Origin of the sequence: Actinomycetospora chibensis (assembly GCF_028737215.1) — a bacterium.
Lineage (GTDB): Bacteria > Actinomycetota > Actinomycetes > Mycobacteriales > Pseudonocardiaceae > Actinomycetospora > Actinomycetospora chibensis.
This window is the reverse complement of record NZ_JAQZAM010000002.1, coordinates 85,932-112,645: the sequence shown is the minus strand read 5'-3', so window position 1 is coordinate 112,645 and position 26,714 is coordinate 85,932. Positions and strand designations below refer to the sequence as shown.

At 73.3% G+C, this 26,714-nt stretch carries 19 protein-coding genes; 9 read left to right on the top strand and 10 right to left on the bottom strand.

Annotation, left to right across the window (positions count from 1 at the left end):
* Positions 1-62: 62 nt before the first annotated feature.
* The 3 genes from PH189_RS02955 (at position 63) to PH189_RS02945 (ending at position 4,047) form a co-directional block, all read left to right on the top strand.
* Positions 63-2,015, top strand: coding sequence for an aconitate hydratase (locus PH189_RS02955; RefSeq protein ID WP_274187259.1), 1,953 nt, complete (start codon positions 63-65; stop codon positions 2,013-2,015).
* Positions 2,016-2,134: 119 nt separating this feature from the next.
* Entirely contained in the window at positions 2,135-3,355 is a 1,221-nt protein-coding gene (locus tag PH189_RS02950) for a lipopolysaccharide biosynthesis protein (protein ID WP_274187258.1), read from the top strand.
* Positions 3,352-4,047 carry a class I SAM-dependent methyltransferase gene (locus tag PH189_RS02945; RefSeq protein ID WP_337994128.1) on the top strand — a complete coding sequence of 232 codons (696 nt, stop codon included), beginning with the start codon at positions 3,352-3,354 and terminating at the stop codon, positions 4,045-4,047. The genes PH189_RS02950 and PH189_RS02945 overlap by 4 nt, the downstream gene beginning before the upstream one ends.
* Positions 4,048-4,050: 3 nt before the next feature.
* On the opposite strand, the gene PH189_RS02940 is transcribed toward PH189_RS02945, so the two are convergent.
* Complete coding sequence (locus PH189_RS02940; RefSeq protein ID WP_274187257.1) at positions 4,051-7,368, bottom strand: arabinosyltransferase domain-containing protein; 3,318 nt, start codon at positions 7,366-7,368, stop codon at positions 4,051-4,053.
* Between the two features lie 130 nt (positions 7,369-7,498).
* Here PH189_RS02940 and PH189_RS02935 point away from each other — a divergent pair, with 130 nt between their 5' ends.
* From PH189_RS02935 to PH189_RS02920, 4 genes are all read left to right on the top strand, one after another.
* Complete coding sequence (locus PH189_RS02935; RefSeq protein WP_274187256.1) at positions 7,499-8,644, top strand: glycosyltransferase family 4 protein; 1,146 nt, start codon at positions 7,499-7,501, stop codon at positions 8,642-8,644.
* Positions 8,645-8,667: 23 nt separating this feature from the next.
* Positions 8,668-9,381, top strand: coding sequence for a class I SAM-dependent methyltransferase (locus PH189_RS02930; protein ID WP_274187255.1), 714 nt, complete (start codon positions 8,668-8,670; stop codon positions 9,379-9,381).
* 142 nt (positions 9,382-9,523) lie between these two features.
* Positions 9,524-10,237, top strand: a complete 714-nt coding sequence (locus PH189_RS02925) for a glycosyltransferase family 2 protein (RefSeq protein WP_274187577.1) — start codon at positions 9,524-9,526, stop codon at positions 10,235-10,237.
* Positions 10,237-10,662: a DUF2304 domain-containing protein gene (locus PH189_RS02920; protein WP_274187254.1), complete on the top strand. Its 426-nt coding sequence runs from the start codon at positions 10,237-10,239 to the stop codon at positions 10,660-10,662. The genes PH189_RS02925 and PH189_RS02920 overlap by 1 nt, the downstream gene beginning before the upstream one ends.
* Positions 10,663-10,680: 18 nt before the next feature.
* Here PH189_RS02920 and PH189_RS02915 read toward each other — a convergent pair whose 3' ends face one another.
* The 3 genes from PH189_RS02915 to PH189_RS02905 all read right to left on the bottom strand — a co-directional run bounded on the left by PH189_RS02915 (position 10,681) and on the right by PH189_RS02905 (position 13,921).
* Positions 10,681-11,421 (bottom strand): methyltransferase domain-containing protein, encoded by a 741-nt coding sequence (locus tag PH189_RS02915; protein WP_274187253.1) that lies wholly within the window; start codon positions 11,419-11,421, stop codon positions 10,681-10,683.
* A 12-nt stretch (positions 11,422-11,433) separates the two neighbouring features.
* Positions 11,434-12,768 carry a hypothetical protein gene (locus PH189_RS02910; protein ID WP_274187252.1) on the bottom strand — a complete coding sequence of 445 codons (1,335 nt, stop codon included), beginning with the start codon at positions 12,766-12,768 and terminating at the stop codon, positions 11,434-11,436.
* 94 nt (positions 12,769-12,862) lie between these two features.
* Entirely contained in the window at positions 12,863-13,921 is a 1,059-nt protein-coding gene (locus tag PH189_RS02905; RefSeq protein WP_274187251.1) for an FkbM family methyltransferase, read from the bottom strand.
* Positions 13,922-14,065: 144 nt separating this feature from the next.
* On the opposite strand from PH189_RS02905, the gene PH189_RS02900 reads away from it, so the two are divergent.
* A complete protein-coding gene (locus PH189_RS02900) occupies positions 14,066-15,187 on the top strand; it encodes a glycosyltransferase (protein WP_274187250.1) in 1,122 nt (373 codons plus the stop codon).
* On the opposite strand, the gene PH189_RS02895 is transcribed toward PH189_RS02900, so the two are convergent.
* The 6 genes from PH189_RS02895 to PH189_RS02870 all read right to left on the bottom strand — a co-directional run bounded on the left by PH189_RS02895 (position 15,163) and on the right by PH189_RS02870 (position 25,093).
* Entirely contained in the window at positions 15,163-17,112 is a 1,950-nt protein-coding gene (locus PH189_RS02895; protein WP_274187249.1) for a DUF6541 family protein, read from the bottom strand. The genes PH189_RS02900 and PH189_RS02895 overlap by 25 nt on opposite strands.
* A gap of 163 nt (positions 17,113-17,275) precedes the next feature.
* Positions 17,276-19,357 (bottom strand): acyltransferase family protein, encoded by a 2,082-nt coding sequence (locus PH189_RS02890; protein WP_274187248.1) that lies wholly within the window; start codon positions 19,355-19,357, stop codon positions 17,276-17,278.
* Positions 19,358-19,416: 59 nt separating this feature from the next.
* A complete protein-coding gene (locus PH189_RS02885) occupies positions 19,417-21,450 on the bottom strand; it encodes an SGNH hydrolase domain-containing protein (protein WP_274187247.1) in 2,034 nt (677 codons plus the stop codon).
* A complete protein-coding gene (locus PH189_RS02880) occupies positions 21,447-23,324 on the bottom strand; it encodes a glycosyltransferase (RefSeq protein ID WP_274187246.1) in 1,878 nt (625 codons plus the stop codon). The genes PH189_RS02885 and PH189_RS02880 overlap by 4 nt, the downstream gene beginning before the upstream one ends.
* Before the next feature lie 133 nt (positions 23,325-23,457).
* Entirely contained in the window at positions 23,458-24,354 is an 897-nt protein-coding gene (locus tag PH189_RS02875; RefSeq protein ID WP_274187245.1) for a class I SAM-dependent methyltransferase, read from the bottom strand.
* 82 nt (positions 24,355-24,436) lie between these two features.
* Complete coding sequence (locus PH189_RS02870; protein ID WP_274187244.1) at positions 24,437-25,093, bottom strand: hypothetical protein; 657 nt, start codon at positions 25,091-25,093, stop codon at positions 24,437-24,439.
* 174 nt (positions 25,094-25,267) lie between these two features.
* Here PH189_RS02870 and PH189_RS02865 point away from each other — a divergent pair, with 174 nt between their 5' ends.
* Positions 25,268-26,662 carry a glycosyltransferase family 87 protein gene (locus PH189_RS02865; RefSeq protein ID WP_274187243.1) on the top strand — a complete coding sequence of 465 codons (1,395 nt, stop codon included), beginning with the start codon at positions 25,268-25,270 and terminating at the stop codon, positions 26,660-26,662.
* Positions 26,663-26,714: the final 52 nt, after the last annotated feature.

Genomic DNA, 26,714 nt, shown 5'->3' with positions numbered 1-26,714 from the left:
CAGCGTCACCGCGCTGATCGGGTACCCGAGGGGCCACCGCCGCCGCCCCTCGGGAGTTCCGCATGCCCCACGGAGTCGCCCACCAGCTCATCGCGTCCCATCTCGTCGACGGGGAGATGACGCCCGGCGAGGAGATCGCCCTGCGGATCGACCAGACCCTGACGCAGGACGCGACGGGGACGCTCGTGATGCAGGAGCTGGAGTCGCTGGGTCTCGACCGCGCCCGCACCGAGGTGTCGGTGCAGTACGTCGACCACAACCTGCTCCAGGCCGACGAGAAGAACGCCGAGGACCACGCCTACCTGCGCTCGGCCAGCCGGCGTTTCGGGCTCTGGTACTCCCAGCCCGGCAACGGCGTCTCCCACCCGACGCACATGCAGCGCTTCGGCGCGCCGGGCAAGACGATGATCGGCTCCGACTCGCACACCCCGGCCTGCGGCTCGCTCGGGATGCTCGCCATCGGCGTCGGCGGGCTCGAGGTGGCGCTGGCGATCACCGGGAAGCCGCTGACCATCCGCATGCCCGAGATCTGGGGCATCGAGCTCACCGGCGAGCTGCCCCCGTGGTGCTCGGCGAAGGACGTCGTCCTCGAGATGCTCCGCCGTCACGGCACCAAGGGCGGCACCAACCGGATCCTCGAGTACCACGGGCCCGCGCTCGCGACGCTCACGGCGATGGACCGCCACGTCATCGCGAACATGGGGGCCGAGCTCGGGGCGACCACCACCGTGTTCCCGGCCGACGACGAGGTGCGTCGCTTCCTCGCGGGCGAGAAGCGCGAGGACGACTTCACCGAGCTGCTCGCCGAGGAGGGCACCGAGTACGACGTCACCGAGTCGATCGACCTCTCGGAGCTCGAGCCGCTCATCGCCCAGCCGTCGTCGCCGGCCAACGTCGTCCCCGTGCGGGAGGTGGCCGGGACGCCGGTCGGCCAGGTGGTCATCGGGTCGTCGGCGAACCCGGGGCTGCGGGACTTCGCCGTCGCCGCCCGCATGGTCGACGGCCGCCAGACCCACCACGGCGTCAGCTTCGACGTGAACCCGACGTCGCGGCCCATCCTCGTCGACCTCACCCGCTGGGGCGGGACGACCTCGTTGATCGCGGCGGGCGCCCGCATCCACCAGTCCGGCTGCATGGGCTGCATCGGGATGGGCCAGGCCCCCGCGCCCGGCACGAACTCCCTGCGGACCTTCCCCCGCAACTTCCCCGGACGCTCCGGGGCCGGCAAGGACGACCAGGTCTGGCTGTGCTCGCCCGAGACCGCCGCGGCCAGCGCGCTGCGCGGCGAGATCACCGACCCCCGCGAGCTCGCCGAGGAGCTCGGCCTCACCTGGGGCGACCTGGACCTCCCCGAGCCCACCGTCATCCCGGACATGCTCGAGGAGCCGCCGCCCGAGGAGGACGCGAAGAACGAGGAGCTGGTCAAGGGTCCGAACATCTCCGGGCTGCCGGAGTTCGACCCGTTCCCCGACTCCTTCGAGGTGCCGGTGCTCCTCGCGGTCGGCGACGACATCTCCACCGACGACATCTCCCCGGCAGGCGCGGAGGCCCTGCCCTACCGCTCGAACATCCCGCAGCTCGCGCAGTTCGCCTTCGTCCGGATCGACCCCGACTACCCGGCGAACGCCGAGGAGATCAAGGACTCGACCGGCCACGCGATCGTCGGCGGCGCCAACTACGGCCAGGGGTCGTCCCGCGAGCACGCCGCGATCTGCCCGCGCTACCTCGGCCTGCGTGTGGTGATCGCCGAGTCCTTCGCCCGCATCCACTGGCAGAACCTGGCCAACTTCGGGATCCTCGCGCTCGAGTTCGGCGACGAGGGTGAGCACCCGAAGATCGACCAGGGCGCGACCCTGTCGTTCGAGAACGTGCACGAGCAGCTGCAGCAGGGGCACGAGGTGACCGGCCGGGTGGACGGGACCGAGTACACCTTCCGTCACCAGCTCTCGGACCGCCAGGTGTCCATGGTGCTCGCGGGCGGGCTGATCCGGCAGCTCGCGGAGGGTCAGGCCTGAGGGTCCGCTCGGCGGCGTCCGGATAGTCTGTCGGCATCGGGATCACGAGCGAGGAGCACCGCACCGTCTGGCACGACCGCGGCCGACCGAGCGCACGCCGACTCGTCGGGGCAGCGGGCGTGGGGGTCCTGCTCTCCGGGCTCATCGTCAATGTCTACCTGGCGGTCGTGGCCCGGATCCTGCCCCCGGCCGAGTACGCGACGTTCGGCGCCTTCTGGGCGCTCGCGATGGTGCTGGGCTTCGGCGCGTTCCTCCCGCTCGAGCAGGAGCTGGCTCGTCGGCTGCCCCAGCTCCAGGACCGGCGCGCCCTCCTACGGGCAGGTGTGGGCGCGGCGGGGGTCCTCGCCGCCGTCGCGCTGGTGGTCCTCTTCCTCGCCGTCCCGCTCGTCCTGCGCTCCTTCGACGGGAACGTCTCGTCCCTCGTCGCGCTCGGCGCGCTGTGCGTGGTCTCGGCGGGGCAGTTCCTGGTGCGCGGCACGCTCATCGGCACCGATCGTCTGGTCCGGCACGCCGGGATCATGGTGCTCGACGCACTGCTACGGCTGGGGCTGGCGGTCGCCGTCTTCCTCGTCGGCGGAGCCGACAGTGCCTCGTTCTGCTGGGCCCTCGTCGCGGCGATCGCGCTCGCGCACCTCCCGCAGCTCCCGCACGTGTGGCGACGCGCGGTCGCCGACACACCGCCGTCGGCCCCCCGCGGGGGAGTGTCGACGCGTCAGGTCACTGCCGCGTGCGTGCCCCTGCTGCTCGGCTCGGTGTGCGCCCAGCTGCTGCTCAACGGGTTGCCGGTGCTCGTGGTCGCGCAGTCCCCGGAGGCGGCGGAGGCGACGGCGGGCGCGTTCGTCGCGGCGTTCACCCTCATCAAGGCGCCGCTGGCGATGGTGGTCCCGCTCCAGTCGGCGATCGTCCCGACCCTGACCCGCCTTATCGGCGCGGGGCGGCGGCATGAGGTCATGGTGCTGCTCGCGAAGGGCGCTGCCGCCATGACGGGGCTGATCGCCCTCGCGGTGCCCGTCATGCTCTGGCTGGGGCCGCAGGTGATCTCGCTGATCTTCGGCGACGACTATGCGGTCGGTGGGATCGACCTCGCCCTCATGGCGACGGGCGTCCTTGTCCACATCGGGCTGGTCGTGGTCACCCAGGTGCACGTCGCCCGTGCCCGCCACGGGATCGTCGCCCTGAGCTGGGCCGCCGCCCTCGTCACCGCCGGCCTCGCGTACGCGCTGCTGCCCGGCCCCGTCCTCGGCGCCGAGGTGGGGTTCCTCGCCGGGTCGGCGGCGGGCGTCCTGGTGAGCGCGGCCGCCCTCCTGATCATGCGTCACGCCGAGAGGAGCCTCCGCTGAACCCCGAGCACACCACCTACGACGAGGCCTACTACCGCTCCAACGGGCAGGCCGACGACCGGCCCGCCCTGCGGTACTACACCCGCCTGGTCGCCCGCTACGCCGACGGCGGCCCCTACCTGGACTTCGGGTGCGGCACGGGGCACCTCGTCCGGCGCCTGTCGGCGCTGGGCCCGGCGACGGGGTTCGAGGTGTCCGAGTACTCCGCCGAGCAGGCCCGTCGCCACGCCCCCGGCTGCGCCGTGCACACCAGGGCGGACGAGCTCCCGCCGGCGTCGTTCGGGGCCCTCACCGCCATCCACGTGCTCGAGCACCTGACCGACGACGTCGCCGTCCAGACCATGACGACGTGGCGGCGCATCCTGCGTCCCGGCGGGCACGCCCTGGTCGTCATGCCCGACCCCGCCGGACGGGGCCGGCGGCTCGCGGGCGAGCGGTGGATGGGTTTCGCCGACCCGACGCACATCAACCTGAAGCCCCATGCCGCGTGGCGGGAGTTCCTCACCGCCCACGGCTTCACCGTCGAGCGCGAGGGCAGCGACGGTCTGTGGGACGTCCCGTACTCGCGCCTGCCGAAGCTGCTCGACGCCGGGGTCCACGCGGTGCCGGCCTTCGTGCAGTTCCTCTCGGGCCGGATGCTAGTGCGTCCGGGCAGCGGTGAGTCGTCGCTGTTCGTGCTGCGCCGCGACTGATCGTCACGGAAGTCCGGAGACGGTCTGCCGGTTCCGGATGAGCTCGTAGGCGTGGCTCGGGTAGGGCTCGCGGAAGTCCCAGACGTGAACGTCGTCCACGTCGTCGCCGACGGCCCGCACCCGGGTGGTGAGCAGGGTGACGTCGGACTCGCGCTCGGCGTGACCCATGAGGCCGCCCCGCTCCGGGTCCCATGTCCAGTCGCCGAGCGCCGCCTCGGGCGTCGCACCGTAACCGATGGCGGCGATCCCGGGCTCGGTGATGCCGTTCGCCTGGCGGGGCTGGCGCTGACAGGGGAAGAGCGATTTGAGCTGCCAGGCGACACCGACCGCACCGTCGGGTTGCAGGTACTGCTGCAGGGGCGTCCAACGACGCTCGAGGGGGGCGCTGAACCCCAGCCAGCCGCCGGTGGTGGTGCTCGCGTCGTTCGCGACGAGACGCACGACGTCCGCACCGGCGGGCGGGGCGTCGTCGTCGATCAGCGGCACGGTCCGCCACGTGGTCGACTCCTCCTGCGTCGCGACCGACTGGGTCCCGAGGAGCGTGAATCCGTCCGCCGTCTCGCGCCCGTACTCCGCCTCCAGCGAGACGTCCCGCCCGGTCCGACCGGACACGGCCACGGCGATCCCCGCGTCGGTGGCGGCCGGAGGGAGCCGGAACCAGTCGGTGGTGAAGGCGCCCACACGGGCGTCGGCGGTCGCCCCCTCCTCGGGCACCAGGAAGCTCCCCCACGTCGGCGTCCCGGCCGGCACCTCCTCCGACGGAAGGCTGTCGGGGTAGACCGCGCCGGGGACGAAGGGCTCGGTGCGCTGCTCAGGAGGTGGCGCGTCCGGCGAGTCGACGGTGAGCAGGGGCGGAGGAGGGGTCCCGCCGGGCAGGACCGCCGTCGGTAGGACCTCGGCACCGCGCGGGTCGAGTACGTCGATCTGCTGCGCGAGCCCGCACCGCGTTCCCGCCGGGTCCCGCCACGCGTCGACCTGGGGCGACCAGGTGGCCGACGTGCGATCTGCGGCGCGGATGAAGTCGCCGACCGTCCACACGGTGAACCCCACGAGCAGGACGCCGACCATCACGGGCACGGCGCCCGCGAGGGCGAGACGGCGTAGGTGCGGTGCGCGGAGGTGAGCGACGAGGGCGAGCACCCCCGCGACGACGACGAGCCCGAGCGCCCACCAGAGCGGCTGGTCGAAATCCAGCCCGCGCACCGACGGGTAGTCGCCGTAGGCCGGCTGCCCGAGGCCCCAGCTGTACGGCCAGATGTCCCGGCCGTGCCCGGCGAGGGCGAGCACGAGCACGGCCGAGAGCCCGGTGGCGACCAGCGCGGCCTGCGGGATCCGTCGCTCCCGGTCGAGGGCGGCGACCAGCCGGGGGCCGGCGATCAGCAGCAGGGCGAGGAACACCGCGCCCAGCCCGGCGAACGCCCCGAAGTGGTGGGTCGGCTTGCTCGGGGTGGGCAGCAGCAGCACGAACGCGAGGAGCGTCGCCCACCCCGCGAGGGGGAGGCGTGCCGGCACCACGATGTCGCGGGCCCGTGTCGCCACGAGCAGGACGAGGAACCACACCAGGGCCAGCAGGCAGACCAGGACCGCGGCACGCCGGGCGTAGGACCCGAACTGGTTCGCGGTGCCCAGGAGCGACTCGTAGCGGGAGAGCTCCTGGTACCAGGTCTGCGCGCGCTGGATCGGGGCGAAGATGGCCTGGGAGCGGACGAAGTCGCGATAGGCGCCGTCCGAGAAGCCGAGCAGGCTCCCGACCGCGCCCGGGGCGAGGACCACCACCCACCGGCCGACCGCCGCCCACCACGTCGCCGAGCCCTCACGGATCAGTCGCCATGTCGCCGGTGCGGCGGCCACCAGGGGCGCCAGGGCGATGAACCCCGTCGGCGCGGCCATCAGCCCCGCCGTGGCCAGGCCGACGGCGAGACCGAGCAGCGCGAGCCGGCGGCGTTCGAGTCCCTCGGCGACCGCGACGAGAGCGGCGACCGTGAAGAACCCGACCACCGGCTCCGGCCGCACGCCCATGTTGTAGGGCAGCCACCAGGCGAGGAATCCCGCTGCCAGGGCCAGCCGGGCCAGTGCCGGCGTCCACCGGCCCGAGCCCGGCAGTGGCGTGCGTGCCACGTACGCCCGGGCCACGAACCAGGTGGCGATCCCGAGGACGAGGGAGGGGACCCGGAGCGTCACCGGTCCGACGCCGTACGTCGTCTGCCACCAGGACAGGGCGTAGTAGGGCCAGGAGAACGGCGTGAAGCCCTGGTTGTAGAGCTGGTAGTAGTTCGGCACGTACCCGGAGAAGGGCACGTTGGCTGCCATCGCGCTGTAGTAGCCGTCGTCGTCGGTGATCGGCGCGAGGAAGAGCCAGGCGATCAGGACCGCGGGCACGACGAGGTCCACGAGGCGCGGCAGCGCCCTCCACGGCGCCGCTCGCAGGCGCTGCACGTGGCGCCGCCCGTGGTGCCGGGCCCAGGCGGCAATCCGCTCACCGGGCGGCCCCCGCTCGCGGTCGCCCCGGTCGGGTCGACGGGCGTGCAGGGCGAGCACGGACATCGCCACGGCCCCCACGACCAGGGCCAGGACGATCACCACGATGAGCGCGGACTTGGTGGCGGAGGGGACGTGGTTGAACGCGTCGTCGACCGAGAGGCGCACCGACAGGTCGTCCGCGGTGGCGTCCGGCGAGGCCGGTGTCGAGGTCCGCAGGACGTCCACGTCGGGCAGCGGGGTGAGGGGCTCGACCTCGGGCTCGGCGTCGGGGAGGGGTTCCTCCTCACCCTCCTCGAGCTCGTCCGGGTCGATGGGGTCGGGCATGCGGCTCGCGGTCGTCGAGACGACCGTGCCGTCGAGCGCGACAGCCATCCCGGCGGCGTCGCCGGAGACGACGAACCTGCAGTCACCGTCCGGCAGAGCGCCGGCGAACAGGGCCTGGCCCCCGCTGCGGATCGTCACCCCGCCGTCGCGCGCCGTGACCGTCAGTGCGTCCGAGTCCGCGTCACGCGAGTCCGGACCCATGGTCGAGAGGACCACGCCGTCCGACGTGGCCGTGGCAGCTCGCGCGGTCCGGCAGCTGAAGCGGGCCTCGAGGTCGACGGGCTCGTAGGCCGTGAGCATGAGCATCGTCGGCGCGGGGTCACGCGGGTCGACGGGCCAGCGGACCTCGGGGGTGCTCACGTCCACCGGAGCGAACGGCAGGACCAGCGCGCCGACGATCGCGACCAGTCCGGCGACCACGGCGACCGTGCGGGCGATGGGCCGCACGCGGTCCGGAGGTCCCTGCGGAGGGTTGTCGAGGACCGGCTGGTCCCGTGACGGGGCGTCCGTGCTCAAGCCTCCGCTCCCACCTGATCGCCGAGGTCGCCACGCTAACCGCCCACTGCGCCGGCAGCGCTCCGACCCCCGTACCGTCGGGGCCCGGGGAACGGGACGGTTCGGACGCCACGGGCGGGGAGGTCGATCGGTGCAGGAAGGGCTTCCGCCCACCGCCGAGGACGTCGTGAACGACGTCGTCATCGTCCTCACCTACTACGCGCCCTACGTGTCGGGCCTGACCAACGTCGCCCGGGACGTCGCCGAGGGCCTCGCCGCGCGCGGGTGGCGGGTGTGCGTCGTCACCAGCAAGCACGACCCGGCGCTGCCCACCCACGACGAGCGGAACGGCGTCCGGATCGTGCGCGCGCCGGTGCTCGCCCGCGTCGGCAAGGGGACCATCGGGATCAATCTGACCCGGATGGCGCTCCACGAGATGCGTCGTTCGCGGGTGGCCAACCTGCACCTGCCGCTGATCGAGGCCGGGCTGCTGAGCCGGCTGTCGTCGGTACCGGTGGTGTCGACCTACCACTGCGACGTGACCCTGCCCCCCGGACTGGTCAACGGCCTGCAGCGGCGGGCGATCGACCGCGCCAGCGCCGGGGCACTGCGCCACTCGGTGACGACGGTGGTGAGCAGCGAGGACTACGCCCGGCACAGCCGGATGTGGGACGTCATCCGGCCGGCTCTCGCCGAGATCCCGCCCCCGTGCCTCCCGCGCGGCGAGGGTCGGCCCGGCTTCCGTGACGGCACCGGCTTCCACGTCGGCTTCCTGGGCCGGCTGGTGGAGGAGAAGGGCGTCGAGCACCTGGTCGACGCGTTCCGCGCCCTCGACGACCCCGGCGCCCGGCTGCTCATCGGCGGGGACTATCTCGGGGTGGCGGGCGGGAGCGTCGTCGATCGGGTCCGGCGACACGCCGGCGACGATCCCCGGATCTCGCTGCTGGGTTTCGTGGCCGACGAGCGCCTCGACGACTTCTACGCCTCGCTGGACGCCTTCGCTCTGCCGTCGGTGAACGCGTTCGAAGCGTTCGGCATCGTGCAGGTCGTCGCCATGCGCGCCGGGGTCCCGGCGGTCGTGAGCGATCTGCCGGGCGTCCGCACCGTCGTCGGGACCACCGGTTTCGGCGAGGTCGTCCCACCCGGCGACGTCCGCGAGCTGACCGCGGCGCTGCGCCGCCTCCGCGACGATCCGCCGGACGCTGCGGCCGGCCGGGCCGCCGCCGACGAGCACTTCGGCGTCGAGGCCGTCCTCGACGCGTACGAGGCGGTCTTCACCAAGGCTGCCGACCGGTGAGCCGAGCGACCAGGAGCGAGAAGTTGGGCATCGACGAGGTCTCGAGGACCTGGACCCGCCTCGGCGAGGAGGACCCCCTCTGGGCCGTGCTCACCGACACCGACAAGGCCGGCGGGCGCTGGCGCGAGGAGGACTTCCTGGCGACCGGCGCCGAGGAGATCGCCGCGGTCCTCGCCCGGCTCACCGAGCTCGGCCTCGACCCCGGGCGGGGGCGCGCCCTCGACTTCGGGTGCGGTGCGGGCCGCCTGAGTCACGGGCTCGCGCAGGCGGGGTTCGGTGACGTGCTCGGCCTGGACATCTCGCCGACGATGCTCGCGGCGGCCCGACGCACCGTGACCGCGTCCGCCTGCCGGTTCGAGCAGGTGGTCGGTGCGGACCTCGCGGGGGTCGCCACCGACTCGGTCGACCTCGTCTACTCGTGCCGCGTCCTCCAGCACATGCCCCCGTCCCTGGCCCATGGCTACGCCCGCGAGTTCCACCGGGTGGTCCGTCCGGGCGGGGTCGTCGTGTTCCAGGTGCCGACCGCCCCGGCCCGCACCCCGGCCGGGCTCGCGCTGCGTCTCCTGCCGAACAGGGTCGCCGTCCGGTTGCGCAGGGGCATGGAGATGCACGGGACGCCGGAGCGCGAGGTCCGCGCCCTGGTCCAGAGGAGCGGGGCCCGCGTCGTCACGGCCGACCCCGACACCAGCGCCGGCGACCGTTGGCAGAGCCGGCTGTACGTCACGACGCCCGGCTGACGCGCGCGGGGGGTTGCCGAACGAGTGGCCTCTCGCGCCCTACCATGAGCCCGTGGTCTCGGACACTGCCGACGCAGAGGACCGGCTTCTCTTCGCGGGTGCGAGACGTCACCGGGCGCGCACCCGTGGTGCGAGCCTCCTCATCGCGCTCCCCGCGCTGAACGAGGAGGCGTCGGTCGCGTCGGTGGTCGCGGAGATCCGCCGGACGCAGCCGTCCGCGGACGTGCTCGTGATCGACGACGGTTCGACCGACGCCACCGCCGAGCGTGCCGCGGACGCGGGCGCACAGGTCATGCGCCTCCCCTTCAACCTCGGTGTCGGCGGCGCCATGCGGGCCGGTTACCGCTATGCCCTCGAGGCGGGCTACAGCCACGTAGTGCAGGTCGACGCCGACGGGCAGCACGACCCGGAGGACATCCAGCGGTTGCTGACCACGATGTCGCGGGCTGACATCGCGATCGGAGCGAGGTTCGCGGGTGTCGGCGACTACGCGATGCGCGGCCCGCGCCGGTGGGCGATGCGCACGCTGTCGGTGATCCTCTCGCGCCTGACCGGTGTTCCCGTCTCGGACCCCACGTCGGGGTTCCGGATGATCGGACCGAGTGCCCTCGAGCTGTTCGCGTTCGACTTCCCCGAGGAGTACCTGGGGGACACGGTCGAGGCGCTCGTGATCGCCCATCGTGCAGGTCTCACGATCGAGCAGGTGCCCGTCGCCATGAGGCAGCGCACCGCCGGCCGGCCCAGCCAGGGTGCGCTGCGGTCGTCCGCCTACCTCGTGCGGGCCGTCGCGGCCATCCTCCTGGCAGTGGCCCGGCGGGGGCCCGCGCGCCGCGAGCCGCCGGACGCGAGTGCCTGATGGCCCGGCTCACGGTGATCACGCTCGTGATCGCGCTGGCGGCGTTCGTGCTCGTCTTCGAGCTGCTGCGCCGCCGCAAGCTGCGGGAGAAGTACGCAGCCCTCTGGATCGTCGTCGCCGGCATCGTCGTTCTGCTCTCGATCTTCCCGAGTCTGCTGGTGCGCGCCGCGGCCGTCCTCGGTGTCGCCGTGCCGAGCAACCTGCTCTTCCTGATGTCCCTGCTGGTGCTCTTCGCCGTGTCGCTGCAACTGTCCCGTGAGGTGGGCACGTTGGAGGAGCAGACCAGGCGTCTCGCGGAGGAGGTCGGCGCCCTGCGGCTCACCGTGGAGCGCGAGGCCCGGTGGCGCGCCGAGGCCGAGGCCGCCGCGGAGGGCTCCACCTCGGACCTCGCGGAACCTCTGCCGACCCGTGGCGAGCCCGAGTGATCCGGTCGGTGGGCCGGGTCAGGGCGTGGTCGTGACGAACAGGCCGTTGGCGGCCTCGTAGGGAGATCCGTAGCGCATGGCGAGCGCCTCTTCGGGCTCGGCCACGACCCAGTCGAAGCGGGTCGTCCGCCGGTAGAACGTCCCGCGGTCGAGGGCGAACCGGCCGGAGGCGAGATCAGCGTCCAGGCCCGCGTGCCAGTCGACCGGCACCGTCACCAGCATGCGCCCGCCCGGGGCGAGCAGGCGACGGAGGTTCCCCAGCGCCTTCGTGGAGCCACGGGGGTCCTTCTCCTCCTCGTCACAGCGCACGTGCTCGAGCGTGGAGATGGAGACGATGGTGTCGTACCGGGTCTCGGGGTCGAACGTGATGACGTCGTCGTTGAGGACGCCCGGGACGGCGCGTTCGTAGCGGTCCAGGACGTCGTGTCCGTGGATGCCGTAGTGGCTGAGGACGTTGCCGACCTCCAGCATCCGGCCCGCATCCCGGGCGGCGAGGAAGTGCCGGGCGATCGCGATCTCGATCGTCCGCTCGTTGCGCCAGGTCTGCCCGTAGAGCGAGTACTCGTAAGGGAGCTCGGCCCCGTCGAAGGTGAACCGGGCTTCGGCGCGGCGGCGGCGCAGCAGCGGCAGGGTGGCGTGCTCCCACGCCTGACCGGCGAAGAAGCCGGCGGTGCGTCCGGCACCGTCCTCCCGCACCATCTTGTTCGCGCGGTTCCAGACCCTGGTGGCCTCGACCCTGACGACGCCCACGCTCACCACGCGGGCAAGGTATCAGCCGCCCGTGAGGGGTCCCCCCGGCCCGCCGTCCGCCGGAAGCCCGACCGCCCGGTCGGGTCCCCGCGCGGCGCGGCGGTCGAAGAACCAGAGCAGACCGACGACCGCGCACGCCGCGGCGAGCTGGGCCAGGGCGCCCGCCAGCTCCGGGCGGAGCCCGACGGTGGCGACGCCGAGGCCGACGGCGAGGCCGGCCAGCCACGAGAGGGCCGCCTGGCGGTGCCGGAGGGAGGCCACCAGCTTCGTCTGGGGAACCATGGCCGCGGCACCCAGCAGCGTCGACAGCCCCAGCAGGGCCAGGACCGTCGTGCTCGGGGTCTGCGCAGCCCGGAACACGACCCGCGAGAACCACGGGACGACGCTCACGCATGCCGCGATCCAGAGGAGGCCGCCGGCCGCGAGGAGCACCAGCACGGGCCGGAACGTGCGGTCCAGCGCTTCCCGGTCGCCACGGGTCGCCGCGCTGGAGGCAGACGGCATGAGCAACGCCTGGACGGCCGGGAACACGAAGACCGGCGCCCGGATGAGGATGGCGACGGAGACGAAGGCGGCGGCGGCCGCGGGCTCGGCGCCGAGCCGCGACGTGACGAAGACGGGCACCAGGTTCCACACGCCCTGGGAGGACAGGAACAGGAGGACGAGCCAGACGAGGGCGGCGTTGGTCAGGTGGGCGTCCGGGCTGGGTCGGACGCCGGTGTCGCGGAGGTCCGACAGCTGGAGACGGAGCCTCGCCACCAGCCGCCCGCGCAGGACGATCGCGAGGGTGATGACGGTCGTGGACACGGGGGCGACGACGAACACCAGAGCCCAGAGGTCCGTGTCCGAGACGCCGAGGCCGAGCAGCACCCCGGCCCCGGCCAGCGCGATGGCGGCCTCACCCCACCAGGTCGCGCCGTAGGCGTGGAAACGCCGTTGTGCGGCCAGCGGCCCGCGCACGAGATAGGTCGTCGCTGTGGACAACGCACCGAACCCCAGCAGCACGACGATGGCCGGTCCTCCGCCGGTCCCCAGGACGAGGGGCGCACAGACGAGCACGAGCACGAGTGCCGCCGCTCCGAAGACCGCGGCACGCCGGAGCGCCACGGTCAGGGTGGGCGCGCTGCTCTCTCCGCGGGCGATCGCCGCGGCCATCGCCCGGGTCACCTCCAGCTCGATCGCCACGAAGACGCCGCGGCCGATGGTGTTCACCAGGAGATAGAACGAGCTGAGGATCGCGAACCCGCTCGCGGGCAGCCGCTGGGCCGCCATGACGAGCACGAGGTAGCCGGACGCGGCGAGGAGCACCTGGCTGGCCGGTACGCCGAGGGCGGCGCGCACGGCGGGGCTCGCCATCCGCGCACCCCGACGGCCCAGCACGGGGCCAGGCTACGCACGTCCCGACGGGCACCCGAACCGCGTCCGGGCCCTGCGGGCGCGGCCGATCCGCCTAGGAGACCAGGAGGAGGTCGGTGTACGAGGTCCCGACGTAGATCGGTGCGAGCCGTTCGATCTCGGAGGCGGGGAACTCCACGGGCCGGCCCTTCGCGGCGGAGGCCCGGAGGTCCACGACCGTGCGGTACCGGCTCGCGATGAGGGCGTGCAGCTGCTCCAGCCCGTCCGCGCGCCGGAGCCCGTACGGCCAGTACTCGATCACGACCGGCACGTCGCTCGCGAGGAGCGCCTCCGCGCCGGCGAGCACCTGGGCCTCGTGGCCCTGGGTGTCGACCCAGACGACACCGATCGACGTGACGTCCACGGTCCCGTCCTCGACCAGCGAGTCGAAGGTGACGAGGCGGACCTCGTCGACCGCACGTCCGTCCTCGCCGTACCGCGCCGGGCCGGACGAGGTGCTCGCCCGGACCCGGTGGTCGCCCCAGTTGGACTCGCCGAGCTCGAGGAACGCCGTGCCGAGGCTGTCCGAGAGTGCGGCCTCGACGACGACCACCCGGTCGGCGAGCTCATTGGCGATGAGGTTGCAGCGCAGGAGCTTGAGGTTGTTTGAGGCCGGCTCGATGGCGACGCCGCCGGCGGCCCCGAACCGGACCAGGGCGGGGACGGTGGCGGTCCCGATGTTCGCGCCGATGTCGACGAACGTGCGACCACGCAGTGCCCGCCCGGTACGGGCCTCGACGAGTTCCAGGGCCGCGGTCATGAGGTCCAGGTCGAGCCCGCCCTCGCTGAAGGTGATCGCCCCGATCGCGCGATCGTGCGTGCTGACCAGGTACTTCTCACCGGCGACGTCCACGGCTACTACCGAGGTCAGGGAACGGGCCATGCCGAACGCCACCCGGCGCAGGACGACACGCCGGCCACGGCGGGTGCCGATCTGGCGCAGACCCCAGCGGGCCACGGTCTGCACGCGACGTAGGGGCGCCATGTCCCGGAGGGGTACCTCGGGCCGGACGTCGTCGAGGGCCCTCGGGTCGGGCCCGGGGTCGTCCGGTCCGGTCGGCCCGAGCGGCTCGGCCGCCGTCGGTCGACCTGCTCCCGCGTGCTTGCCCGTCACCGCGCCATCCTCCCGCCATCGACCACCGGGCCACCGGCGGGTCGGGGGAGACGCGTCCGGGCCGGCGTGGGTGTGGTCGGCGCGATGGGTCCCGGCCCCCGTTGGTAACGTCGCGCTCCCTGTCGATCGGACGACCGGGGAACGATGAGCGGACTGCACGTACTCGTGGTGACCAGCTACGGCGACCACACCGCACTCACCGGCGGTCGGCTGCGACGCGACAACGTCGTGCGGGGCCTGCGCGCGAGCGGGCACACTGTCGACCGGCTCGACATCCCGGCCCGCCCCGGCCCGCGCTCGGCCGCTCGCGCGACGTGGGTGTCGTTGACCCCCGCGTTCCGGCGGCGCGTGCACGCGGTCGACGTGGTCCTGCTCGGGGACGTCTTCTGTCTGCCGATGATGCCGGCCCTCCGCCGGACCCGTGTCCCGGTGCTCGTCGACCTGGTCGACAGCCCGTACCGGCTCGTCGGGTCTGCGCCGCGTTCGACGGTGCGCGAGCGGGTGTCGGCCGTCGCTCAGGACGCCCAGCTCGTCCCGGTGATGCAGGTACTGCTGCCGATGGCGGACGCGGTCTCCTACATCTCCGACGAGGACGTCACGGCCGATGCCGCGCGGGTCCGTCGACTCCCGTCGACGCATGTCGTGCCGAACGGCATTCACCCGCAGCTGTCGGCCGTCGAGCCGGAGGCGCCACCGGAGGACGGGTACCTGGCCTGGCTCGCGGACTGGATCTATCCGCCCAACCAGGAGTCACTGCGGTGGTTCGCCCGTGAGGTCGCACCGCTGCTGTCCGACGACGTGCTCGCTCGAGTGACGCTGTTCGGCAACGGTGAGCCCTGGGCGGCGGCTGACGCCGGAGAGGACGCCGCCCGGGCGGCGGCGATCATGGGCCGTGGCGGATTCGTCGAGGAGCTCGCCGACGTATACCGGGGTGCGCGTGCGGTCGTCGCGCCGGTGACGCGGGGAGCCGGGATGAACAACAAGGTCCTCGAGCCCCTCGCCGCGGGTCGGGACCTCCTGACGACCTCCGTCGGCGTTCGTGGCCTGTCGGACGCGATCCGCCGGGGTGTCCGACAGGCCGACGACGGGCCGACGTTCGCCCGCGAGCTCGAGGAGATGCTGGGCGAGCCGTGGGACCGGGCACGGGTCGAGAGAGCCCGGGAGTCGGTGTCTGCCATGAGCTGGGAGCGGTCCGGCAGGGAGATGGACGCGGCCGTGCGAGAGGTCGCCGCCCGGGGACGTCAGCGCGCCGCGTCGAGCCGGTAGATCGCGAAGTCGGGGTTCTGGTACGAGAGCCGGAGCTCCGACACGCGGCCGAGGTCGTCGAGACCGGGTTGCCGGGTCGCGCTCTCCCGCAGGAACCCGCGTCCCAGCACCACCCAGCGCACATCGAGACGGCCGGCGGCGGCACGCACGGCCGGGTCGGTGTCGTAGTCGTCGAACCTCTTCGACAGCAGGGTGACGTCCGGGTCGACCAACGACTGGTTGTAGTGACCGGCCACGGGCAGTGCGCCCCCGAGGGCGTACATCCACACCGAGCCGTCGCCCTGGTCGTTCATGACCCGCTCTCCGGGCGGGACCATCCCGCCGAGGACCCGGAGCCCCTCGATTTCCGCCGAGGACAGCGCCGGTCCCTCGCCGGTGTTCCTGGCCATGAGCTCCTGGTTGCGCACCAGATAGCTGGCGCCGGTGACGCCGAGCAGGAGGGCGACGATCACCCCGGCGAGCGACCAGCGGACGACCACCCCGACTCGGCGGGCCGCCGTGGCGGGCATCAGTTTCGCGGTCGCGGCGACGCCGGTGGCGTGGACCTGCGCGACGGCGTGCCCAGCGAACAACGCCAGCGGGATCGCGGCGATGCCGATCAAGCGGTAGCGGTCGTTCCACCAGGGACGGGTCAGCGCGTCGAGGATCGGCGCGTCGCTCGCGAACGCGGTCACGAACAGCCCGACGAACAGGAGTGCGGGCACGATCGTCCAGCGCAACGAGCCCATCCGCAGCCAGGTGATCCCACCGACGACCAGCAGGAGCGCGAACCACACCTGCACCGTCTCCGAGTCGTGCGCGAAGAGCAGGGCCTCGCCGAGACCCTCGGCGGCGTTCCCCACGGCCGGCCAGTCACTCGTCGCGTCGGCCGCGCTCTTCAACGACCCCAGGAGGTGAGGGAGGAGCGCGACCACGGCGACGAGCGCGGCGATCCCGAGGGAGAGGAGGTCGACGAGGATCGTCCGTGGTCGGGCCATCCACGCCGACACGATCATCGGTATCGCGAAGAGCGCTCCGGCGATGAAGGCGCCGGGATGGAGCGCGAAGAGTCCGCAGGCCGCGAGGCTGAGCGGCACCAGAGTCGGCAGCCGGCGCGGGACTCGTGGTGCGGCCAGGTACTCGAGCAGGGTCACGAGGAGGGCGGGGATCAGCGCCACGCCCATCGCGAACGGCAGCAGCGGGCCTCGCCAGAGCATGTCGTACACCGACGAGATGCCGACGACGGCGAGCACTGCGCCGACCGCGAGGAGGGCTCGGCTCCCGAGTTGGCGACAGAGCGCGGCGATGCCGAGCGCGAGGACCCCGGGGATGAGGACGGTGTTCGCGTTCAGCACGGACGGGATGTCCCGCCCCGTCAGCTCGGTGACCACGGCGCCGAGCAGGTGGTACGAGTTCGGGTAGTACTGCGGCGGCGCGCTGCCGAACCAGACGATCCGGCTCATCCCGGTGAGTCCGCCGTCGCCGGTGTTGGCGATCCACGCGATGCCGTTGGCGTGGAACGCCGCATCCCAGTCCTGGGGGAGGGTGCTGAGCCTCCGGAACCCACCGAGGACCGCGAGGCCGCCGATGAGGGCGGCGAGGCTGGTCGCGGCGGCGACGACGATCGTCTGTGGCCTCGGCCAGCCCGGTGGTGTCGCCGACGTGCCCTCGGCCCACCGCTGGGTCAGAAGCCGTACCCCGAATCCGAGCAGGGCAGCGACCACCGTGGCCAGCACCAGGCTCAGGACGCCCCAACGGGCCCCGATCCCGGAGCTGACGGGACCTGCCACGCCCGCGATCCCGTAGGTCGCGAGCGGGGCGACCGCCGCCACGGCCCATCCCCTGCTCCCCGAGGCGGCCAGGGCCGCCGCGCCGGGGAGCCAGAGCACCAGGACGTAGAGGAGGACCAGGCCGACGTCCGCGACGCCGACCACGGGAATCGTCACTGCGCCCCCTCGGAACCGTGCTCGACGAGCCCGGTCACGACCCACTCCGGGTCCTGACCGGCCCACCCCGAGCGGCTGATCCGGCGTCGGACCGGCTTCGCCCCGAGCGTAGGGGCGAGGGCGTGGTCGTCACGCACCGCCTCGCGTCGCCGTGTCGCCATCGTCACCAACCCATCAAGCGGGCGACCTCCGGTCCGAGCACCGGGGACATCGAGCGTCCGTAGGTGGCGGTCAGGTGGTTGTTGTCGAGGTAGACGAACACGCCGCCGATGACGGGCGGGCACTCGGTCGCGGTGCACACGTAGTGGCTGAGGTCGAGGAACGAGACGTTGCCCGGGAGCTCGCCGGCGCGCTCGTAGGACGGCACCTCGGGGTAGAGGGCCGCCCGCGGCTGGGCGCAGGGGATGTCCGGCGGCAGCTGCCCCTCGACGCAGGCCGCCGGTGCGTAGTCGTACCGCGGGTTGTCGCGCACACCCAGGACCGGGATTCCGAGGGAATCCAGGGCCTTCCAACCCTCGACGAAGGACGGTGGGGTGTTCTCGGTCTGGCCGACGCGCACCTCGCGCGACGCGATGGTGACCACGGCGTCCGGTCGCAGGTCACGGACCTCCTGCAGGGCCTGCTGGTTCCACTCCTGGCACCCGGCGGCCTCGCCGTCGGACGGAGCACCGAGACCGAACGGGCACGCGCCCTTGAGGATGGTCACGAGCTGCCACCGCTGGCTCTCCGCGTAGGGGAGCAGGGCCGCCGTGAACTGCTGGATGTGGGAGTCCCCGACGAGCACCAGCCGCCTCGTGGGCTCACCGTCGATCGGGGACGCGCACACCTGCATCGTGGGCTCGTAGGTCGAGAACCGGCATTCCGGCGGCGCGGGCTCCCAGTCCCCGTTCAGTGCGACGAACGACGGGATCGTCGGTGCGCCCTCCTCCCCGGCGGCGCCGTCGACGAGCGCCATCGCGCCCGGGTGCTGTCCCTGACCGAGGTCGGCCGTGGCGCGCTGATCCAGGCTGATGAGGCCCTGCCACGCGAAGGCCAGGACGAGCACGGGCACCAGGAGCACGACGGCGACCCGGTGGTTGCCCCAGCGGGAGGGCCGGCCGAGTGAGACGGCCTCGAGCGGGACCTCCACGAGGTGGCGGGTCATCACGGCCAGCAGGACGGACAGGGCGATGACCACGAGGCCGCCCTCGGGGCCGAGGTCGGGCTGGCGGGTCAGGGCCAGCGTGAACAGCAGGACCGGCCAGTGCCAGAGGTACAGCGGGAAGCTGATGTTGCCGAGGTACTGCATCACCGGCGACGACAGGAAGCGGTCGGCGCCGAGGCGGTGGCGGGTCTCGCCGGCCAGCAGGATCGCCAGCGCGCACAGCACCGGCCACAGGGCGAGGTAGCCGGGGAAGCCGCCCTCGACGTCCAGCACGACCCCGGTCAGCACGAGGCCGAGGACCCCGATCCAGCCGGCGGCGATCGCCACCCACCGGGGCAACGCCAGGCCGGAGCCGGCGACGGCCAGCAGGCCGCCGAGCGTGAACTCCCAGAGCCGCGTCGCCGAGTGGAAGTAGGCGAGCTGCTGCGACGTCGCCGTCAGCACTACCGAGTAGGCCAACGAGCCGAGCGAGAGCACGATCAGGCCCGCCGTCACGGCGCGCCGGACATCTGCTCCGAGGCGGTGGGCGACGAGCGCGACGAGTACGACCGCCAGGGGGAACAGGAGGTAGAACTGCCCCTGGATCGACAGCGACCACAGGTGCTGCACCACGCTCGCCGTGTTGTGGGCGGCGTAGTAGTCGACCGAGTCGGCGGCCAGCTGCCAGTTCTGGAAGAACAGTGCCGACGCGACGATCTCGTGGACGGTCTGCGGCCAGCGGGACTGGGGGAGGATCGCGAGCGAGGCGAGCACAACGCCGGCCAGCACGATCGACGTCGGGGCGAGAAGGCGCTTCGCGGTCTTGCCCCAGTAGGCGAGGACGTCGACGGCGCCGCGCTCGGCGGCGCGGGTCATCTGCCCGGCGAGCAGGAAGCCGGAGATGACGAAGAAGACGTCGACGCCGCCGGACACGCGTCCGATCCACACGTGGTAGATCACGACCAGGCCCACAGCCAGCGCCCGCAGCCCCTGGAGCTCGGGGCGGAAGCGGCGTTCGGTGACCGGTCGATCGATCCGGTGGCGACCCGGGGTGACGAACGCCGGGATCGGCGTCGTGACCCCGGACGCGGGCATCGGCGTGGTGGCCCCGCTCGCAGTCATCCGGCTCCCAGCGTGTCGGTCCGTTCACCTGACGTTACGACGCGAGGCCAGGTGATCCGTCAGTACCCCGGGGTGACGTGTTCCATCGCACGGAGCAGCGCGGGTGCGACGACCGGTGCCGCAGTACCGGTGAACGTCGCACTGACGTGGTTCGCATCGAGGTAGATCAGGACGTTGCCCACCACGGCCGGACAAGCGGTGTCGGTGCAGTAGGTGTCGGCGAGGTCGAGGAAGACGACGTTGCCCGGAAGCGGCCCCGACCGGGTCCAGGGGGGACTCGCCGCCACGAGCGGCGCCCGCGGCGCCGCGCAGACGCCGGGGTCCGTCGGCTGGGCGTCGACGCAGTCGGTCGGCGAGAACGGCAGGCGCGGGTTGTCCCGGATCGCGAGCACCGGGATCCCCGCGCGCTCGAGCTCGCGCCAGGCCTCGACGAAGCCCGCCGGTGTCTCCTCGGTGAGCGCCGAGCGACCGTCGCGGGAGCCGAGGGTGACCACGAGGTCTGCCCGCAGCGCCACGATCTCGCTGATCGCGGCGCGGTTCCAGGCGGCGCACTCGCCGTCGCCGGGCACCGTGTCCGACCCGGTCGAGAACGGACAGGCGCCGCGCAGCATCGTCACCAGCTGACCGCGGCGTTCGTCGACGATCGGGCGCACCGCGGGCAGCAGCTGCTCGACGTGGGAGTCGCCCACGGCGACCACGCGGAACGGCGGGTCTGCGACCGGTTCGCCGCAGATGCGGAGCGTCGCCTCGAGCGGGGACGTCCGGCACCGGCTGGCGCCCGGGGCCCAGTCCGCCGCGCGCGACTCGGGCCCGGGCAGCACGGGTCCGGCCGGGACCTCGCCGTAGCCGGGGAGCCGCGCGGCGGCACCGGGATGGGCGGGGTCGGCGGCCGCGACGAACGCGCCTGGGCGCAGAGTCGAGGCCACGTACCAGCCGCCGGTGGCCAGGACGAGCGTGACGACCAGGGCGGCCATGGACCGCAGGCGGCCGACGCCACCAACACCGCCGCCGCCACTGCCGTCACCGCCTCGTCGTGACCGCGGAGCACAGCGGCGCACCGCTCTGGTGACGAGCGCCAGGACGACGGCGACGCCGAGGACGACGGCACTCCCGCGCAGACCGACCTCGGGCCGGCCCCTCCACACGAGGTAGAAACCGAGGACCAGGCCGGCCCAGAGGTAGAGCGGGAGGGCGACCGCTCCGAGGGTCCGCAGCGGGAGGAGCCCGAGCAGTCGGGACACCGCTGTCGCCGGGCCGTGCGCGAGGGCGTGGACGACGGTCAGGGCGCCCAGCACGGCGACGATCGGCACGAGCGGCGAGGATGAGAGCAGTGCCGCGGCGATCCCGGCGAGTCCCACCAGGGTCGACAGACCCACCGTGGGGCGGGAGCGCAGGGCCCACGTCCCGGGTGCGGTGGCGAGCAGTCCCCCGCCGGCGAAGACCCAGGCCCGGGCGGCGGTGTCGAGCGGAGCCGGGCCGACCGTCGCCCAGACCCCGGACGCCACCGTGATCACGAGGAGGAGGACCGCGAGGACGGTCTCGACGCGACGTCCGAGCCGACCTGCCAGCGCGACGGCGAGGCCGAGCACGAGGACGACTCCGAGGAGGAGCTGACCGAGGACCGCGAGTGCCCAGAGGTAGGCGAGGGGCCCGGCCAGCGCGCCACCCGGGGCGGTGGCCGGCGCGAACAGCGCGAGGTGCCAGTTCTGGACCAGGAGCACCGAGGCGACGACGTCGGCCTGGATCTGGGGCCACCACGAGGAGGGCAGCGACACGGCGGTCGCGACGGCGGCGGCCAGCAGCACCACGACGGTGACGGGCAGCAGGGTCCGCAGGGCGCGGGTCAGGCCCCGTCCCACCGACCAGGAGCCGCCGTGCACGGCCGCGAGCCCGTGGCGCACGACGAGGAACCCGGCGAGGACCAGCAGCACGTCGAGCGCGACCGCGGCGCGCGGCTCCTCGCCCAGGACGCCGAGCGCGACGAGCAGCCCGACCGCGATCCCCCCGAACCCCCGCAGCGCCCCCGGCACGGCGGCGACCTCCGGGTCGCCCGCGAGGACGGTCGCGCCGTCCTTGCGGGGCCGGAGACTCACGCCTCGTCGAGGCCGAAGAGGCGGCGCCAGCTCGCGGGTGCTGTCAGGGAGCCCTGGGCGGCGCGCCAGCGCTCGGCGGCCGCCGAGCCCTCGCGCGCGAAGCGCCACAGCACGCGGGCGCTCTCCCGCGACAGGTGCTTGAGGTGCGCCGGGTCGCGACGGCGGAGCCGTACCCCGTTCTGCCCCGCATCCACGACACCGACACGGTCGAACAGGGACACGTGCCACCAGTGGGCCTCACCGGCGCCGATGAGGCCGCCGTGGTGCGGGAGACGGCCGGTCGCCTGCTGGACGACGCGCTTGGCGCGGACGAGCCCGGGCCGCGACGGCTCGAAACCGGCGCGCGCGATGGGCATCTCGACGCCCGGGAGCCCCGGAACGTCGTGCACGGAGTGCAGGGTCGTCTCCGTGTAGCGGCGGCGCTCCTCCTGGATGGCGAACGCCGCGCTCACACCGCCGTCGGCGAGCACGCCGGGACCCTCCAGGAAGTCGTCGACCGCCTTGATCAGGGTGGCCGCGAGGCCGTAGTTCATGGCGAGCACGTACCGGAAGAGGTGATCACGGATGGTGCGCCCGATCGCGCGCACCGGGAACTCCGAGTGCATCGCCGCGGTGATCATCGCGTTGCGGTGGTTGAAGTACCGCCGCCAGTCGTCCCAGTCCTTCCACATGAAGTCCGCGTGCCACAGCCCCGCGCCCGGCAGGGTCACCGTCGGGAACCCGTGCGCCCGCGCCCGGTAGCCGTATTCGACGTCGTCCCACTGGAAGAACAGCGGGAGCGGGTAGCCGATGGCCCGGGTGACCTCGGCGGGGATGAGGCACGCCCACCACCCGGTGTAGTCCGCGTCGACGCGGCGGTCCTGGACGTTCTTGGTCCCGTCGGGGAAGTAGCCGGTCACATCCGACTCGCCGATCGCGCCCTCGGGTCGCCGCCCGCACGCGAGATCGACGAAGTCGGCGCGCTCTGCGCCGGCGATCACCTGGGTCGGATGCAGCAGGTTGAGCATCTGCGCCCCGACGATCGTCGGTACCGCGGTGTGGCGCGCGAAGGCGGACAGTCGGACGACGACCTCGGGCTCGCAGCGGACGTCGTCGTCCATGAGCAGCACATCGGTGTGTGGGTCCGAGCCGAGTTCCACCAGCTCGTAGAGACCACGGGTGAAGCCTCCGGCGCCGCCCAGGTTCCCCTGGGTCAGGTAGGTGAGCCGCGCCCCGAGGTCGCCTGCCACTTCGGCGAACCGCGGCTGGTCCTCGACGCGGTCGGTGCCCTGGTCGACCACGACGATCCGGTCGAGCGTCTCGAGCGCGGTCGTGTCGTCGAGGATCGCCCGCAGGGTGGTGACGCAGTCGACCGGCCGGTTGTGGGTGCAGACCACGAGGGATGTGCGCCGGTCGGTGGTCGGCGCCGCGACCGTCCAGCGGCTCTCGGAGAGCAGCAGCTCCTCGTCGTCGGTCTGAATCTCGATCCACAGCCCGCCGCCGTCGAGGAACCGGTCGAGGGTGGCGGACAGGGAGAGGTCCCCGGTGCCGACATCGTGCACGGCCAGGGTGCGGGGCACGCCGTTGGTGTCGGAGGCGCGCAGCGACACCCGACCGTGGCCGCGGATGCGCCCCTCGAAGCGGACCTCGGTGGCGGTGGCCCAGCGCTGCCAGTAGCTCGCGAAGAAGCGGCCGAAGTAGGTGTTCGTGCTGATGTGGCTGTACTCGCCCACCCGCACGTGGTGCCGACGTCGTTCCGCGCGTCCCCGCACGATCTCGGCGTAGAGCTCGTCCGGGGTGTCGCTCGTGGGGCCGGCGAAGAGTCCTCGCGCGACCACGGCCCGCGCGGCGCGCGAGGTGGTCGTGGCGCTTCTGACGGCGTGGACGTCGGTCATGTCTGCGGCTCCCGGCGGTGGGTCGGGTGTCTCCCGTGCAGGCCGACTCCCAGAGTAGGAGACACGCCGGGCGGCACGGCCCACGACGCCCTGTCGCGGCGTAGGCGCCGGGCGAGCGGCGGCCGCCGTGAGGTCAGCGGGCGATCTCGGCGGCGCTCCGCGGGAGCGGGGCCTCACGCGGAGGCGGTGTCGACGTGATGATCACGACGACCTGCTCGTTGTCCTGGGTGAACGCTTCGTAGGTGAAGCCGAGCCCTGTGCGGGAGACGTACTCGGTCCAGGCGCGGTGCTCGCCCTCCTCCCACCCCGGGTGGTTGAGGTACTCGTCGAACACGACGACCGAGCCCGGGCGCAGGCGCGGACCGACCTGCTCGAGCACCGTCGCCGTCGACGTGTACAGGTCGGCGTCGAGGTGCAGGAGGTCGACGTGGCCGGGGTGGGCGTCGAGGAAGGTGGGCAGCGTGTCGGCGAACCACCCCACGACGAGCTCGGCACCGGGCACGTCCGGGGGCTCGACGCCGCCGAAGGCGCCGGCGGCGAAGCCTGCCCGCCAGTCCTCGGGCAGGCCCTGGAACGAGTCGAAGCCGTACACCTTGCCGTCCGTGCGGGCCGCGGCGATCGCGCGCAGGGTGGTGCCGGTGTAGACCCCGAACTCGAGCGCCATCCCACCGCGCGGCGCGAGCCCGAGCGCATGGGCGAGGGTGGCGGCCGGCAGGGGGAACGTCCGCGCGCCGGGCATCGCTTGGCGCACGAAGTGGGCGCTCGAGGCGGCGGCGTCGCGCTCCCCGGCCGCGACGATGTCCCGGTGGACCCGCACATCACGAGCCTGCGCGTCACGGCGCGTCGCGGCGAGCTCGTCCCGGACCGCGGCAAGTTCGGCCCTCTGCTCCCGGACGCGCGCCTCGAGATCGTCGAGTCGCGGCGTCACCCGCGCATCGAGCGCAGCGGCCGTCCCGCGCTCCACAGCGCGGATCAACCGGACGTGAAGGGCGTGGCGCAGGCGGGACAGGCGGGGGAGCACGTCGCCCATGGAATCGGACAGGCCGGTTCGGCGTCGAGGACCCGTCGAGGACCGGTCGGCGGGGTCCGGCGGGTGGACGGTCGGGCGCCCGCTACGGGGTGGCCGCGGCCTCTTCCGCGGGGGCGGGGGACGTCGCCCGGCGGTGTCGGCGGGTCGCGGGTCGCCGGGTCGCGGCCACGAGGAGCAGGGTGTGACCGAGGGCCAGCATCACCATCGTCGCGACGCCGTAGGGGTAGTAGATGTGGCTGGTGAGGAACGACCAGGCGCCGACGACGGCGAACAGGGCGCCGACGGCCGCGAGCAGGCGCCAGGCCCCCGGGGCACGCACGAGCGCGAGGACGGCGGCGAGCACGGTCGCGGCGAGGTAGGCGTAGACGCCGGGCACCGTCACGACGTCGGCGATCTCGAACAGCGAGGCTACCCAGGGTCCGGGGCCGAGGCGCATCGTCTGGTGGCCCCCGCCGACGCCGGCCAGGACGTCGAGCGCGGTGTAGAAGCCGGCGTAGACGAACCCGAGGACGACGGTGAGGCCCTCGAGCACCCACCCGACGGGTCCGGCGGGGCGGGACGCCCGCACCACCGCCCACGGGCCGAGCGCCAGCAGCGGGAACAGCACGATCCCGATGAGGTGCAGGTCGCGCCACCACGGCGCCGACTCCGGCGTCAGCATCGCGGGGTGCGAGGACCCCAGGACGGCGAGGGCCAGGGCCGGGAGGGCGGTGGCAGCGACTGCCGTCGGGACGCGCATCCATCACACTGTTCCAAAGTTCGTCCGGCTGCTGGGGCTCGGCCGGTGACGATCGTGCGACACGCCGCAGGTGGGTACCGATACCGGATGGTCCGGTTCCGGTGACGGCACGGTGGGTGCATGACGGTGACTGATGAGCCGGTGGGGGTCCTCCCGGCGCCGACGAGGCACCTGGTGGACCCGGAGATAGTCCGTGGCTTTCGTCGGTGGGCGCCCGCGCTGCTCGGTGCCGTGTTCGGCGTGGTGCTGACCGGCATCGCTCACCAGGCCCTGCTCGACGACGCCTTCATCACGCTGTCCTACGCGCGGAACCTCGCTGAGCACGGATGCTGGTGTGTCACGCCCGACCTCGCGTCCAACACGGCGACCAGCCCGTTGTGGGTCGTGTTGCTGGCGCTGCCGATGTTGGTGCTGCCGCCGGTACCCGCCCTCGGCATCGTGTCGGCGGGGTTGATGGCCGTGATCTCGACCGCGGTGTCCGGGCTCGCCCGCCGGTGGGGGTGGTCGGCGTGGGCAGGGCCCGTCGCCGCCGCGCTGCTGGCGTCCTCGCCCACGACGCAGGCCGCCTTCGGGCTCGAGTCGCTCCTGGCGGTGGCCGTGCTGACGGTCGCCGCGCACGAGGTCGCCGTCGGCCGACCGGTCGGGGTCGGGATCGCGTCAGGGGCGCTACTGCTGGTGCGACCCGACCTCGGGGTCGTGGCGATCCTGGCCGTGGCGCTCACGGGACGTCGCGTGCTCGTGGCGGTGACGGCCGCCGCGCTCACCGTGCTGCCCTGGCTGGTCGTGTCGCTCCTGCGCTTCGGCACCGTGCTGCCCGACACGCTCATCTGGAAGCAGTCACCGGGGCAGAAGGCCGGACTGCGCGGCTACATGTTCGGCGAGGCCGTCGTCCTCTTCGCCCGGACGTGGCCGGCGGCGACGTGGCTGTCCCTGGCCGGCGCCGCCGCGGGGGTCGTGGCCGCTCTGTGGTTGCTGTGGCGAGCTCCTCGGCGTCGCCCCGTCGCGCTGCTGGCGGTCGGGGCGCTGACCCACGTCTTCCTTCTCTACCTGCTCGACGTGGCGCCGTACCCGTGGTACCCGGCGCCGGCGGTCGGCGCCGGCTTGGTGCTGCTCGCCCTCGCCGCCGGTGCTCCCGGGATGGCCCGATGGGTCGCCGTCGCCGCGTGCGCAGTCCTCGTCTCCGTGGGCGCCGCGTATGTGGTCCGGCACGACTATGCCGGCACCGGCTCACCGTTCAACTACAACCGGGCCACCCCGTCGCAGTACGCCGCAGTCGTGGCCCGGGCTCCCGACCGTGCCGTGGTCGAGACCTACGAGGAGCTCGGCGCGGTGGCGTTCTTCTGCGCCGACCGGTGCACGGTGGTGGATCCGCTCTCGGACCGGGCCCGGATCGCGCCGGTGATCGAACAGCGACTCGCGGACTCGCCGCTCCTACGGGCGCTCTATCCGGGCTGGGTTCCGCCTGGTCCACCCACGCCGGCCACGCACGAGGTGGTGGTGCGCGAGGGTGGCGTGGTGACGTTCGGCTTCAACGGGTTCTCGACGATGGACGTGCACGCGATCGGCTGATCCGGGGCGGAGGAGGGCGGCGGGTCCCCCGACCCGGGCGGGCACCGTGGGC